The organism is Halobacteriovorax sp. XZX-3 (assembly GCF_043196495.1).
Classification (GTDB): domain Bacteria; phylum Bdellovibrionota; class Bacteriovoracia; order Bacteriovoracales; family Bacteriovoracaceae; genus Halobacteriovorax_A.
On the sequence record NZ_JBEBMO010000001.1, the window covers coordinates 1,745,078 to 1,760,330 of the forward strand.

Consider the following 15,253-nt stretch of genomic DNA (forward strand, 5'->3'; position numbering starts at 1 on the left):
ACTTAGTCCTCTTTAATTAGTGTAACATAGAACGCCTTTGCAAAATTATCTCGCCCTATTAAACTCGTAACAAAAATATTATAGAAATGCCCAGAAAGCTCATATTCACCTTTCTGAGACGTTCCTCCATTATCCGCAGAGGCATCACATAACTCAATTATTGTCGCTGCGAATCCCTTTTCACGTGCCACATCTAAGAGGCTCATCCCTTCAGAAGAGCTACCTCTAATCGCCGTGATATCTTCTGCTAGCGTATTAATATGAGAAAGATTCTTTTGTGAATCTAGAACAAGGACAGCTCCCTGTGCCCCTTGCATAAATTCATATAAGCTTGAAACATAGGACTCATCACTTTCCATTTCATCAAAACTCATATCATCGTCAGTTTTCTGCAGCTCTCTAATTCTTTGAATCATGGAATTTATAGATGAACGTAATGGATCAATCTCAGACCATAAATATTCACTATCAACACTTTTTCGATTTCCTCTTAAGGCCTCTTCAATCTGAAACTTCATTTCATCTAGATGTCTAATCGTCATATAATAAACAATGGCAAAGAAGATGATTGAAGCAATAAATGACGTAATTAGTGCCTCTAGGTAAGCAACCCTACTTTTAGATGCCTCATCCGCAATTGATGCTGGTTTAAAACGAATGGCGATTACACCAACAACATCAAGGTTACCTGTCTTAACATTTGTTGCCTTAATCTTTTGACCGATTCCAATTTCACCGTTTGACAATCGACTTACCATAGGAAGGTCACTAGAGTTCTTCATTGTCTTTTCGGCCCACTCTCTTACTTGAACAGAGAAAGGATCATCAATGTACATATTTAGCTTTGTTAGCGGTCTAACAATTCGTCCGTCAATATCAAATAGATCATAAGAAACAACACCGTTATTTCCTTGTTCCATAAACTTTGTATCAACACGATCAAGATCTTTTCTAGCTAATGCACCTCTATTTTGTCTTTTAATTTCATCCGCATAATGTGCACCACGCTTAGCAACTTCTAGAAGAAGTAGACTCTGAGACGTTTTCATTACTGGAAAAATAGTTAGAGTTACCGTCACAACAACGAAGATAGAAAGTAAGATACCAGTAAGAACACGCCATTCATATTCTTCATTAATTCCATGAATTAGTGGCATTAATCGATATTTAAAAAGCCAGATGATCTTTCCAAAGATATTCTCTGGCATTTCACCACCAGTGATATATGTTGGTTCATCATCTTCTTCAACAGTTTCAATTCTTTTTTTAATAATCTTCTTTTTCTCTTTTACAAAAACGACTTGAAGAATTGAATCAGGAAGAGCTATCTTGTCTCCATTTTTAACAGTGGCCCTTTTGACTGCTTTACCATTAACAAATGTACCATTTGAACTTCCAAGATCTTTAACAAAAGCTACATCTTGAGTAACAGTAACGGATAAGTGCTTCTTTGAAACACCATTTACAGGAAAGTGAACGCTACAATCCTCTGAGCGCCCTAGGGTATTTTCCCCTTCCTCTAAAATATATTCCTGTCCACGCAGTTTACCTGCAACAACAACTAATTTATACATAACTCTAGAGTATCCCCTTCCTTAATCTCTTGAGGCAATTGTCCATCTGCCAACTCTAGTACACGACTTGCACTAAAAACAATTTGCGTATGTCTCCATGGTTTAAGTCCACGGTATATTTTCTTAATTTCATTCTTACTATTAAAGAAGACAACATCGATTTTATAATTCATAAAACAGGTATGAATTGCATTTGTTCCATAAAAAATCATGCCATCAAAGCCATCCATGCTCTGAGAAAACATCAGCCCCTTTAGTTTCTTATAAAAAGAATCTGCAACAATGGCCTGCTTACATATTTCAATACCATTACAAGAAATCTTCATTAATTCCCTCCAACTAGCTCAACAACGAGTGGAGCAAAGATCATAAGAAGAACTGAAGGTACAATAAAGGCCATCATTGGAAAAAGAATCTTTGTTGCAGCAGTTGCACCTTCTTTTTCAATCTGCGCTGATTTCTTTTGTCTAATCTCAATTGAGAGTGCTTTTAGAATTGGTCCAATTGAAGCACCAACAGAGTCTGCAGCAATTAGAGTTGCACAAAATGAAGAAATCTGAATTAAGTCCACTCGCCATGCCATATTTCTTAGAGCTTCTGCACGACTGGCCCCAATTTTAATTTCTTTAAGAAGAATTTCAAATTCTTGTGTAAGTGGACCAGGTTTAGCTTTATCTACAACCTTAGTCATCGCAGCAATAAAGTCTAGTCCTGCTTCAACAGATAGTGCTAGCATATCAACTGAAAAAGGCATTCCGTTGATAATATCTTTTTGGCGTTGTTCAATTTTTCCTTTAATCCAAATGTCCGGATATAAGAATCCAACAATTGCCATTACAGGAATAAGAGAAAGTTTCCAGTCTGCTTCAGTAAATTCTCTGACAGCTAAGAACATAATTGGGAAACCAATAATAAGAAATAACTTAAATGCGAAGAAATCCTCAGGAGTCATATCTTCAGTTAAACCAGCACTTGCTAGCTTTCTTTTATACTTCTCTTTAATCTTCTTCTTATTTTTCATAGAAGAAACAATTGGTGAAATATAGCGTTTAAAAAATGGTCTCGAATATTGAAGAATAAAGCCGTGCTTTTTTACATTCTCAGCTTTCTTAGAACCACCTTCTTCTAATTTTTGCGCAGCTTGGAAAGATTCATTATCTTGAAACATCATCTGCGTGACAATATAAACAGCAATACCAATAAGAATAATTCCGGCCCACATTAGAAGCTGTGAACTTTCAAATAACTCCGCACCTTTTCGATAATCACAAGCGTTCTGCTCACCATTTTGACAGGCACTAATAATTAGCTTCTTACCTTCGGCAGGATAGTTAATTCCATCTTGCTTAAAGCTTTTATCAGTAAATGTTTGGTAAAGAAGTCCTTGCTCAAAACAACTCGATTGATTTCCTTTTTTACAAGAGACATCAAGTAAATTTGCATGATCGCGCTTTGAATAATTTCCGTAGCTCTGCGCATTTGCATCGAATGCAACGAGCAACGTAAACATATAAAACAATAAGGAAGTTATGAGACCTTTAGTCATAACATAAGAATATCAAAAATAATTGATTTCAAGCAGTTAGAGGCAATATTGGCCCTATGTGCTAACCTTGATTAACCTGCTCAACAATAGATAAATTCTCACGAGTACCAACCTTACCAGCAACATCTGGAATATAAGTAGGTGAGTAATTTGATAGGTATTTTTTCTTAAGCTCTAAGACACGTTCATATTTTTGAGAGATATCAACTTTATCAATATCACCAGCTTCAAAAGCTTGCTTCACATATGTATAGGCTTCGCGACAAGCTTCAAAAGAACGATATTCCACTACATCTGCTCCAGCTGTTAGAGCTTTAAGAGCTGCTTCGCCGATTGTAATTTCATCTGAAATGGCCTTCATTTCCATATCATCAGTTATGATAACTTTTTTAAAGCGCAGTTCCTCACGGATTAGTTCATATGCTTTTTTTGAAAATGTACAAATATTTTCTGGATCAATTGCGTCGACTTTTAAGTGGGCCATCATGACAAAGTCCACTCTTGCCTTTACTGCTTTTACAAATGGAATAAATTCACTTTCTCTCAGTTCTTCTAGCGACTTATTAACAACAGGTAATTTAAAGTGCGAATCCTCTAAAGTATCACCATGGCCCGGAAAGTGCTTAGCGCATGACATAATCCCACTTGTTTGCTGACCGCGAATTATGGCCGAAACAAACTTAGTGACTTCGTCGGCGTTATCACCAAATGAGCGATCACCAATAACAGTATTTTTTGGATTCGTGAAAATATCACAAACTGGACCCAGATTAAGATTAACACCACAACTTAGTAACTCATTAGACATTAGCTGAGAGATTTCAAAACATAATTTTGGTGAATCTGTTCTTGCAACATCTAGCATTGGTGGAATTACAGTGAAGCCTTCACGAAATCTCTGTACTCTTCCACCTTCGTGGTCTGTTGCGATAAAGAGTGGATAATTATCCCTTAATGATTGAATATTATTAATTAATTCTGCCAATTGAGCTGGTGACTCATAGTTTTGTTTAAAAAGAATAACTCCACCAATATTTTCTTTTTGAATGAAATTTTCTTCCTCAGTCGTTAACTGTGTACCACTTATACCAGTAATAAATAATTGACCTAATATATTATTCATCTATTTGCCTTTACCTTTAAGTTTTGGATCTAAGTAATCTCTAAGGCCATCGCCAAAAAGATTTAACGAAATAATTAAACCAGTCATTAGTAAGCTCGTCACGATAACAACATGAGGTGCTTCTAATAAAACTAACTTCGCCATAGCAAGGATTGCTCCCCACGAGTATTCACTTGCCCCTAATCCAAGGAATCCTAAACTAGCTTCACTAATTATAACTCCACTTATTCCAAGAACAAAGTGAATGGAAATAACTGGCACAATACTTGGTAAAATTGACTTATAAAATAAACGAAATTCACTTACACCAATTGCTCTAGCACTTTCTACATATCCTAAATTTAAAACACGCATTGTCTCACCGCGAGCAATACGAGCGTAACCAGGCCATGAAGTAAAAATTAAACAAAGTACCAATCCTGTAAATGATTGCCCAGAAAAAGACATAACAAGAATGGCGAGTAAAATACTAGGAAAAATAAAAATTAAATTAGTAAACATATCCATTATTTCGGACACAAACTTTATTTTTATCGCAGAAAGATATCCAATAATTATACCGATTAAACATGCACTTGAACTAATAAGTAATGAAATACCTACTGTATAGATAAGACCGACACTTAGTACTTTAAATAAACTTCTACCATTAATATCAGTACCTAAAAAATAGTCATGTGAAAAAGGCTTAAATAATTCATGAGATATAATACTTGATGGAGTATAATCAAATCCATTCATTAGTAGCCACAAGACTGCCCACATAATATAAATTGATAGAATAAAGCCACCGAAGATCATTTCATTATTTATTTTCTTCTTTCTCATTAACCTATCCTTGGATCAATCTTTTCATTTAAGTAATCAACTAATACATAAACGAGCATATAGATAACTGTAGAGTATGCAATAATTCCCTGAACAAGTGGATAGTCACGATTATTTATTGCTTCAAATAAAAGAGAGCCTAAACCCGGAATATCAAAAATAGTTTCTGTAATAACCGTACCAGCAAGAACAACGGATAACTGAATCGCAACTACATTTAAAATCGTTGGCATACAAATTTTCACAAGACGATAGACTATTGCTGAATTAGATAAGCCTTTAGCATTTAAAACTAAGACCCATAGTTGTGACTCTTCTTCAAGATACTTATTCCTCATAACCCTTACAATTACAGATGACAGCGGTAATACTAAAGTTGTAACTGGAATAATCATATGCTTTATAGAAGTCCATTGCGAAACTGGGAATATACCGAGTTTGATAGAAAAAACTAAAACCAGTAGTGGCGCAAGTGAGAAGATTGGAAATGAAAGTAGAGTTAGTGTGATAACTCGAATAGCTGTATCAGGTAATTGAGATTTTTTTATCGCAGAGATAACTCCTATGCCAATTCCTATAGGAGTCGATATTAATATCGATACTAGTGCCAAAATAACTGTTGGAGGCAAGTTATCTTTTATTAATTTCACAACAGGATCTTTCTTAAAGAATGATTTACCTAAATCTAAAGTAATAATACCTTTTGCAAAATCAACGTATTGCTCAACTAAACCTTTATCTAAGCCAAGTTCAGCACGGTACTTTTGAATTTCTTCTACTTTTGCCTCAGGGCCAAGAAGTCTTTCGACTGGATCCCCGGGAGTTAATCTCAACGCGAAGAAAATTGTCGTGATAGCAAAGAATAATGTCAAAAATGACTTTAAGAATAATTTCATTTTACCAACTCTTTTGATAGACCTTGAGATGCCCAGTAGTGACCAACAACATCTAAACTCTTATTTAATATATATACTTGTTCTTGTCCGCCAGCTGATAAAAGAAAACGATAATTTCCATTCTTATCGAAATCATCAAAACTCAATCTTGCTTCAGATAAAATCTCTTTTGGTATATTTAAATATTGTTCTTGGAAATATGGAAAGCTTTCCCAAAGAATATGAAAATTCATGTCTCCATTCTTTTTATCAATGGCCTTCTTAATAAAGCCCGAAACCTTTGCACACTCAACAATAGATGCATAGAAACATATGGCCTTAACATTTTTAGGAACATCATACTCACGCTGTCCAAGCCACTTATATTCAGGAGAATTCAGATTATAAAAAATCTTTCTACTTTTTAAATCAATCTGACCACTCACGGTGTAAATATCATTATTCAAGAAAAAAGTGGATTCGTATTTAATTGGAACTAAAAAGAATACATCCTTAGCAATCTTCTTTTGCTTAGAGATTACAATAGTCTTTTCATAAACTTTGGATTTATTTACAGGTGAAATGATTTGAGTTTTTCGTACATATTCACGATTCTTATTGAATCCTGACATTGTATCAACAAGATATTCACCACTGACTTCCAATTGCTTATACTGATTAGCACTGGCCGATAGCTGATCATTAATATCTTCTTTCAGTATACTACATGAAGTAATTAAAAATAAAAAAAGCACACCAAGAGGTCGCAACATAAACTACTCCTCTATTTGTTGATTAATATACTTATTAAATTCCTCATCAAGTGAAGTTAAAATTATAGATTTATCATCAAGCTCTTTTAAGTATGAATCTAAATCTCCATTACTTTCAAACTTAATCCCAATTTTCTTCATCGGAATATTATCAAGTCTGAAATTTACATAATCAATATCGTAAACTTTTTGAATATTTGAAATATCATATGAGTTTTTCTCTAAAACTAGAGTTCCCATTGAAAACTTTTTGTTAGAGAAATTTTTAAAGTCTTGAAGAGACATTACAAAAGAAGCACCATTACTTGAGATATCAATTAATTTTGCACCTCTTAGCTCTGGAAAATCATTCATCGAATAAGAAAAGTCTTTAATGAATGAGTCCTCTTTATTTTTAGATTTATTGAATTGAAGTACATTATCTGCAGACGGTGTATCTTCTTCGACTGCATCAAAATATAGATATGAAGATGTCATATATGAGACATTAAATCTCATATCCCCTCTTCTTTCACTTCGATATACTTTCCCTTCGATTTTTAGATTACCACCTTCAATGACACCTTTAAAAAAGTAGCTCATATAACGAAGGCTAAAGTTCGCCATCACGACTCCATCAAGAGCGTGATTATCATCTACAATAAGAGTATCTTCTTCAATCGCAAAAATCTCAACAGAAGCTACCTGCTGTGAGTTAGTCCAAATTTTTAATTTACTCTTTGTGGCAATGAGCTCCCTGATTTTTAGTTTTATATCAGAGAGCTCTAATTCGATAAAAAGATTTTGAGAATTCAATTGTAAACCTATTTTCTACTTATGATAGAGTCGCTACTTGTTTTAAAAGATCGATTGACTCTAGTGCCTTACCACATCCACGAACAACACATGTTAATGGATCTTCAGCAAGAGCAACTGGAAGACCAGTTCTTTCTTTAATTAAAACATCTAGGTTTGCAAGAAGAGAACCACCACCAGCTAGAATGATTCCGTTATCAACGATATCGGCAGCTAGTTCTGGAGGAGTTTTTTCTAATGAAGTCTTAATTGCTTCAACTACTTCAGCGATAGGATCAGAAAGTGCATCTCTGATTTCGTCAGAAGTAACTTCGATAATTTTAGGAGCACCAGCAACTAGGTCACGGCCCTTAACTTCATATGTTCTTACTTCATCATCAAATGGGTATGCATTACCAATCGACATTTTGATTTGTTCTGCAGTTCTTTCACCAATTAATAATGAGTATTTTTTCTTGATGTAAGAAGCAATTGCTTCATCAAACTTATCACCTGCAACTCTTTCAGATTGAGAGTAAACGATACCACCAAGTGAAATGACTGCAACTTCAGTTGTCCCACCACCAATATCAACAATCATATTTCCTGAAGGTTCAGTAATTGGTAGTCCTGCACCAATTGCAGCGGCCATTGGCTCTTCAATTAAGTAAACTTCACGAGCACCTGCTTGTTCAGCAGATTCCTTTACTGCACGTTTTTCAACTTGAGTAATACCGAAAGGAATACAAATAATGATTCTTGGCTTTACTAGCTTTGAACCTGATAGTGATTTTTGGATGAAGTACTTAAGCATGGCACCAGTTACTTCAAAGTCTGCGATTACTCCATCTCTCATAGGACGAATCGCTTGGATAGACCCTGGTGTACGACCAAGCATTTGCTTAGCTTCCGCACCAACAGCTAGAACCTTTGATCCAGTACCCTTATATCCTTGGTGTACCGCAACTACAGATGGTTCATTCACGATGATCCCTCTGTCCTTAGCGTATACAAGAATATTCGCTGTACCTAAATCGATCGCGAGATCGTTTGAGAAGAAATTAAAAAATTGCTTTAACATTTCATATTCCTTTATAAAATTTTACCAATGATAGTGTCTGATATTCTCACCACGCTCAGCAATGTCTGCCATAGCTTCAATCCCTAATTCGATGTGAATATCTGTATATTTCTTGAAGACAGACTTTGCAGACTTCTTCGTTTTAATACCATCCTTAGTCATTGGACAATCAGAGATTAAAAGTAATGCTCCGATATTTACCTTACTCACAAAGCAAGAAACAAAAAGTGCCGCTGTTTCCATTTCAACTGCAAGTACCCTTTGTTCGATTAAACGCTCTTTAAAACGATCATCAAATTCCCAGAATCGGTAATCTGTAGAGTGGATCGTTCCAGTACGGTAATCATGCCCATGCTCTAATAATATTTGAGAAACAAATTTTTGTACTTTAAATGTTGGAAGGGCAGGAACTTCCCTAGGAAGAAAGTGCTCAGTAACACCTTCTGCTCTAATTGAAGCGATAGGAAGAACGAAGTCACCCACTTTTAACGATGGATGAACAGCACCTGCAAGTCCTAAGAATAGTACTGCTTTAGGATGAATTACTGAAATTAGCTCACCGATAAGCGCGGCCATGGCAGCACCAACACCAAACTCAATAATCGTTACTTTTGCTTTCTTAGAACTTGAAGCTTTAAAAGCTGAACCTTGAGTATAAACATGGTCATCTAATAATGCGTTGAATCTCTCAACATAGTAATGGAAGTTAGTAAGAATAATTTGTTGTTGGAAGTCCCTAAAGTCGTGACCCGTGTAGCGCTCAATCATATCAATTGCAATCTTGCGCTTATCTTCATTCCAGTGAATACGGCGTGCTCTTAAAGCAGCCTTTTTCATTTCAAGGTTAGCACCTAGCACTGGAGATTTAGATTTATTATTTAGTGAAAGTTCATCAACAAATGCAGTTGATAAGCTTGCATGAGAAGCCGAGCTTGTCTTACGTAAAGAATTTTTCTTTGTCGCTTTCTTTGCAACTTTCTTCACTGACTGCTTTGCAGCTTTCTTGCTGGCCTTCTTTTTAGTTACTTTTTTTGTAATTTTTTTCGTCGTTTTGCTCGCAGCTTTCTTCTTAGCTGCTACTTTTTTCTTTGCAGCGCACATTCCATTATACCTTTTGATTAGCAATCCGTTTGCTTATATATGTAAAATGTACCATTTAGCTCATTTTATTGACAACCATTAATAACAGATTAAACACCGCGCATACCTATAAATATGACTTGGCCCTTGTCAAATTCGATATTTTTTTCTAGTATAACGAGACTATTTTCTAACACTACGCAAAAGGAAAGATTATGGGTGCAGGTAGAAAGAAAACTATTGCTAAAATGAGTAAGAGAAAAGCTCAACTTAAGAAAAAAGCAAGAATTTTACGCAGAATCAACGCTGCTAAGAAGTAATATAACTGGCGCTTAAGCGTCAGTTACTTACTTCCTCTTCAACTGATTTTTCATTCGGTTTTTCACTAGTCAAATTCACTTTATTTAAGCGACCACGGTATAAGCTCATGAGATTCATGTCCTTCATCCACACGTCGTCTTCTAATCTCCAAGAACCAGTAATACCAGCAACTTTCTTAGCATCAACTAACGTTTTCTCCAGTTCATCGCGGCTTGTAAAATCACCTAACGATAGAACATTCGCTGCTAGTGCCATACCTTCAAAACCAAGAATTTCAACAACACCTGGACGTTGGCCATAGCGTGACTGATAACTTGATACAAATCCAGAATCACCTTTTGGTACTTCTGAGTCGACAAAGAATAGTTTTCCAAGCTTAGAAGTTTCTCTAGAGATTCTTCTAGAGCGCCAATTAGGTCCACCAACTAAAGTTACATTAAACGCATCATAGTAATTAAAAGATGGGATTAACTGTAAAGCATCATTTGGTGCCGCTGGAAGTAGAACCCAATCGAAGTCCACAATTGGACCAAGTGTTTGTACTCGTCTAATTGATGTATTCCCTTCTAATTTATGAACAGACTTTAGAAGTTCAAACTCCTCTTGTCTTTCACGTGTAAAGTATAGACCAAGAATTTTTGCTACTGTTGATCTGTGGTCAGTCTGATTAGTATCAAATGATTGAATACTAACAATTTCAGCACCTGCTTTTTCGGCCATCTTCCATGCCGAATCAACATATGAATAACCAGTATCTGTATTTGGATAAATGATAGATACTTTGTTACCAAATTTTGATAAGTACTTTTCAGAGAATAATAAAGAAACTTGTGATTCTACAGAACCAGGAACTTCAATTAGAAGGTGGCCTTTATCATCTTTACTCGCATAGATTTGAGAAAGAGAAATAAAGAATGCACCATACTTTCTCGCAGCTTCATATTCTGCTTTAGCTTCATCTTTTAAAAGTCCACCGATAATAATTGAAGAGTTCTCTCTTTCAATCATCTCACGAACCTTTTCCTTACCTACAATTGCACTTCCCATACTATCAAAGATTTTAATTTGAATAGGTTGAAAATTTGGTTTCTTAGCATTCTGTTCGTTATACTTTCTAACAGCGTGATCGATACCTGCTAGTGCTCTTTTACCAAATTTACTTTTATCTCCAGTAAGAGGAAGAACAACACCAATTGAGCGAAGGTTAATTTTGCTATATTTCTTAAGGTTTTCAAAACGTGCCATTACAAGAGCAATGACTTCAGGAAACATATTGTAGTTAGACTTAACCCAGTCTCCAACTTCTTGTGCCTTTCCCTTATTTCCTTGATTGATAAGTTGCTCAATTTCTAAATAAGAAAGATAAGCACAAACAAAATCTTTTCCTTGTTTAAAGTCCTGAACTAAACGCACTCGCTCAGCTTGATCCACGATGAAGTATTGTGTAACAAGTTGACCATAGAATTTTTTCTCTTTTAATTCATCCACAGTATTGGCACCAGAATTTAGCCAAAGTAGAGAATCGAGTGCTACTGCTTGAAAATCAAGCTCCTTTGAAACGCGATAACGTAATTTATGAAAATTTTCTAAATCACGATTAAGAAGCCATCTTGAGTCAGTCCCATCAAGAGTTTTGAATGTATTTTCTAGATCTCCTAATTTATAGTAACTGCTTGCTAGATTTAACTTAATTTGAGCATTAAGTTGCCCATCTTCTCCTGAACTATTTAAAGCAAGATTAAATTGAAATATAGCTTGTTCATAGTTTTGATTTGAATAATTAATTACACCAATCAGATTTGTTTTTGTTGCAAGTTCCGCCGGCCTTAACTTTGCATCTTGAATTGCATTAAGTTGTCCTAGCGCTAATTCCTTATTCCCATCAACGAAACTCTTCTTTGCAACATCAAAATCTTTTAAAAACTTTTCTGTATAAAGATGTGATGTGTCTCGGTTGATCATTTGGATACCACCGCAACTCACAAGTAGTGTGATTAAAATTAGAGAAATATACTTAAACATAGTCGACCTTTTTTAATTTTGTATGGTCTATTTTATTTGAAATATAGATAGATGAAAACAGGAGAAATATTAGGATTTTATAAACATGGGAGACTAATTCACTCAGTCTCCCCTGTATATATTAGAATTAGCTAAATAATTCTTTAACTTTATCGATGAAACCAGTACTCATTGGATGACACTGCTTACCTTCTAGCTTAGCAAGTTGCTCAAGTAATTCCTTGTGCTCTTTCGAAAGCTTAGTTGGTGTCTCAACATGTACAGTAAGAATTGCATCTCCTTGGCCATAACCACCAAGTTTTTGAATTCCCTTACCTTTTAGTCGCATCTTCTTACCAGATTGAGTTCCAGCAGGAAGATCAACAACAACTTTTCCATCAAGTGTTGGTACTTCAACTTCAGCACCTAAAGCTGCTTGAGAGAAGCTGATTGGTACAGTGTAGTGAACATTAAAACCTTCACGTTTAAAGATTTCATGTTCTTTTACATCAACAACTATATAAAGATCACCATTTGGTCCACCTTGAGCACCAGCATCACCTTCCCCAGAAAGCTTTAGACGCTGACCATGGTCGATACCAGCAGGGATTGTAACCTCTAGTTCAACTTTCTTCTTCTTACGTCCTTGTCCGTGACAAGTTCCACAAGGATCTTTGATCATTGTTCCAGAACCCTGACATTTTGGACAAGTCGAAGCAACAGTGAAGAATCCTTGTTGACGACGAACTTCACCTGCCCCGTGACACATATCACATGTAGTCGGTTCAGATCCTGCTTTTGCACCTGAGCCTGAACAAGTTTCACAAGTAGTTTCTTTATTGATAGAGACTTTCTTTTTGGCGCCAAATGCTGCTTCCTCGAATGTCACACTTACCGTCATTTGAAGGTCATTTCCAGGAATTCCAGAACGACGTCTTCCACCACGACGGCCGCGTCCTCCGCCACCCATCATGTCACCGAAAATATCACCAAAGATATCTCCTAGATCGCCAAAGTCACCGAATCCACCTTGGAAACCACCACCGCCAAAGCCACCAGCTTGACCATTTACCCCAGCATGTCCAAATTGGTCATAACGTTGACGTTTTCCATCATCTAGTAAAACCTCTGCAGCTTCAGAAGCTTCTTTAAATTTTGCTTCCGCTTCTTTGTTATCAGGGTTGCGGTCAGGGTGATATTTCATGGCCATCTTACGATAAGCTTTTTTAATTTCAGCCTTATCAGCACCTTTTGCTACGCCTAGAATATCGTAATAATCTCTTTTATCACTCATATTTAAAATTCTCTATTAACGAACAAAGGGAGCACAGGGCTCCCTTCAATTCTATATTTCTAATTAAACTTCTTTAAAGTCAGCATCAACAACATCGTCGTCTTGCTTATTCGCACCAGCGTTTGCTCCTGCATCACCTTCTGGTCCAGCTTGCTGTGCACCTGCTTCAGCACCTGGCTGTTGATACATTTGTTGAGCAATTGCATGAGAAGCATTAGTTAGAGCTTCCTGAGCTGCTTTTAACTCATCAAGATTCTCAGACTGAAGCTTGCCTTTAGCTTCATTAATTGCTGCTTCTAACTTAGACTTATCGTCTTCAGAGATTTTATCAGCACTGTCTTTGATCATTTTTTCACAGCTTAAGATAAGTGCATCTAGATTGTTTCTTGTATCAACGATCTCACGTGCTTTCTTATCAGCTTCTTTATTAGCTTCAGCTTCTTGTACCATTCTTTCAATTTCTTCATCTGAAAGACCTGAACCAGCAGTAATCTTAATCTCTTGAGATTTACCAGTAGCTTTGTCTACAGCAGAAACGTGAACAATACCGTTAGCATCAATATCAAAAGTAACTTCGATCTGTGGAACACCTCTTGGAGCTGGTGCAATTCCACTTAGGTCAAAACGTCCTAGTGACTTATTATCTTTAGCAAATTCACGCTCACCTTGGCATACGTGAATTGTAACAGCTGGTTGGTTGTCTACAGCAGTTGAGAAAGTTTGTGACTTCTTCGAAGGAATAGTCGTGTTCTTCTCAATAAGTGGAGTCATTACACCACCCAGAGTCTCAATCCCTAGAGTTAGTGGAGTTACGTCTAGTAGTAGTACGTCTTTTACGTCACCAGCTAGTACACCACCTTGGATAGCAGCACCTGCAGCTACAACTTCATCAGGGTTAACACCTTTTGAAGCTTCTTTACCAAAGATTTCTTTTACTCTTTCTTGAACAGCTGGAATACGAGTCGAACCACCAACAAGGATTACCTCATCAATTTCACTCTTCTCAAGACCAGAGTCTTCAAGACAAGTTAAACATGGCTTAGCAAGAGCAGTTAAGTGGTCAGCAATTAAAGCCTCAAACTTAGCTCTTGATAAGTTTACGTTTAAGTGTTTTGGACCAGAAGCATCTGCAGTGATAAATGGAAGGTTAACATCTGTTGAGTTAACGTTCGATAGCTCATGCTTAGCTTTTTCAGCAGCTTCTTTTAATCTTTGAAGTGCCATTTGGTCTTTTCTTAAATCAATTCCGTCTGACTTTAAAAATTCATCAGCTAGAAAGTTAATGATATTTTCATCAAAGTTTTCACCACCAAGGAATGTATCACCATTAGTTGCTTTTACTTCGAATACACCGTCTGAAGTAATCTCTAGAATTGAGATATCGAAAGTACCACCACCAAGGTCAAATACTGCAATGTTTTTATCTTGCTTAGATTCTAGTCCGTAAGCAAGTGCTGCAGCAGTTGGCTCGTTGATAATTCTTTTTACTTCAAGCCCAGCAATTTTACCTGCATCTTTAGTTGCTTGTCTTTGAGAGTCGTTAAAATATGCTGGAACTGTAATTACAGCTTCAGTCACTGTCTCACCTAAGTAATCTTCCGCCGCTTTCTTCAGTTTTTGAAGAACCTTCGCAGAAATTTCTTGAGGAGACATTGCTTTACCGTCTACTTTTACCCACGCATCACCATTATCATTTGCATAAATTTCAAATGGAGCTACGTCAGCGAATGACTTTGCTTCTGGAGTATCAAATTTACGACCAATAAGTCTTTTGATCCCGTAAAGTGTCTTTGAAGGGTTAGTTACAGCTTGTCTTTTTGCAACTTGGCCAACCAGAGTTTCACCGTTGTTTGCAAAACCAATAACAGATGGAGTTGTATTGTGTCCTTCTGCGTTTGCTACGATTTTGTATTTTCCGTTCTCAAGAACAGAAACACATGAGTTAGTTGTACCTAAGTCGATTCCAATAATTTTTCCCATTAT

Annotated in this window: 13 protein-coding genes; all 13 read right to left on the bottom strand. The window is 36.2% G+C overall.

Annotation, left to right across the window (positions count from 1 at the left end):
* Nucleotides 1-2 precede the first annotated feature (2 nt).
* The 13 genes from ABMA70_RS08295 to dnaK all read right to left on the bottom strand — a co-directional run bounded on the left by ABMA70_RS08295 (nt 3) and on the right by dnaK (nt 15,250).
* Nucleotides 3-1,574, bottom strand: coding sequence for an FHA domain-containing protein (locus ABMA70_RS08295; protein WP_103219293.1), 1,572 nt, complete (start codon nt 1,572-1,574; stop codon nt 3-5).
* Complete coding sequence (locus ABMA70_RS08300; RefSeq protein WP_103219292.1) at nt 1,562-1,900, bottom strand: DUF192 domain-containing protein; 339 nt, start codon at nt 1,898-1,900, stop codon at nt 1,562-1,564. The genes ABMA70_RS08295 and ABMA70_RS08300 overlap by 13 nt, the downstream gene beginning before the upstream one ends.
* Nucleotides 1,900-3,084 carry a type II secretion system F family protein gene (locus ABMA70_RS08305; RefSeq protein ID WP_158246955.1) on the bottom strand — a complete coding sequence of 395 codons (1,185 nt, stop codon included), beginning with the start codon at nt 3,082-3,084 and terminating at the stop codon, nt 1,900-1,902. The genes ABMA70_RS08300 and ABMA70_RS08305 overlap by 1 nt, the downstream gene beginning before the upstream one ends.
* Nucleotides 3,085-3,181: 97 nt before the next feature.
* Nucleotides 3,182-4,243 (bottom strand): beta-N-acetylhexosaminidase, encoded by a 1,062-nt coding sequence (nagZ, locus tag ABMA70_RS08310; RefSeq protein WP_103219290.1) that lies wholly within the window; start codon nt 4,241-4,243, stop codon nt 3,182-3,184.
* The gene (locus ABMA70_RS08315; protein WP_103219289.1) at nt 4,244-5,071 is read right to left on the bottom strand and encodes an ABC transporter permease; all 828 of its coding nucleotides are present in this window, start codon (nt 5,069-5,071) and stop codon (nt 4,244-4,246) included. It abuts the gene before it with no gap.
* Nucleotides 5,071-5,967 (bottom strand): ABC transporter permease, encoded by an 897-nt coding sequence (locus ABMA70_RS08320; RefSeq protein WP_392990483.1) that lies wholly within the window; start codon nt 5,965-5,967, stop codon nt 5,071-5,073. Before ABMA70_RS08320 ends, ABMA70_RS08315 begins: the two co-directional genes overlap by 1 nt.
* Entirely contained in the window at nt 5,964-6,719 is a 756-nt protein-coding gene (locus ABMA70_RS08325) for a hypothetical protein (protein ID WP_103219287.1), read from the bottom strand. The genes ABMA70_RS08320 and ABMA70_RS08325 overlap by 4 nt, the downstream gene beginning before the upstream one ends.
* Nucleotides 6,720-6,722: 3 nt before the next feature.
* Nucleotides 6,723-7,514 carry a hypothetical protein gene (locus tag ABMA70_RS08330; RefSeq protein ID WP_103219286.1) on the bottom strand — a complete coding sequence of 264 codons (792 nt, stop codon included), beginning with the start codon at nt 7,512-7,514 and terminating at the stop codon, nt 6,723-6,725.
* 19 nt (nt 7,515-7,533) lie between these two features.
* Entirely contained in the window at nt 7,534-8,574 is a 1,041-nt protein-coding gene (locus ABMA70_RS08335; protein ID WP_021266421.1) for a rod shape-determining protein, read from the bottom strand.
* Between the two features lie 21 nt (nt 8,575-8,595).
* Nucleotides 8,596-9,675: an AMP nucleosidase gene (locus tag ABMA70_RS08340; RefSeq protein ID WP_392990480.1), complete on the bottom strand. Its 1,080-nt coding sequence runs from the start codon at nt 9,673-9,675 to the stop codon at nt 8,596-8,598.
* Between the two features lie 318 nt (nt 9,676-9,993).
* The gene (locus ABMA70_RS08345; RefSeq protein ID WP_103219284.1) at nt 9,994-11,997 is read right to left on the bottom strand and encodes a penicillin-binding protein activator; all 2,004 of its coding nucleotides are present in this window, start codon (nt 11,995-11,997) and stop codon (nt 9,994-9,996) included.
* A 127-nt stretch (nt 11,998-12,124) separates the two neighbouring features.
* A complete protein-coding gene (gene dnaJ / locus ABMA70_RS08350; protein WP_103219283.1) occupies nt 12,125-13,270 on the bottom strand; it encodes a molecular chaperone DnaJ in 1,146 nt (381 codons plus the stop codon).
* Nucleotides 13,271-13,333: 63 nt separating this feature from the next.
* Nucleotides 13,334-15,250 (bottom strand): molecular chaperone DnaK, encoded by a 1,917-nt coding sequence (dnaK, locus tag ABMA70_RS08355; RefSeq protein ID WP_103219282.1) that lies wholly within the window; start codon nt 15,248-15,250, stop codon nt 13,334-13,336.
* Nucleotides 15,251-15,253 lie beyond the last annotated feature (3 nt).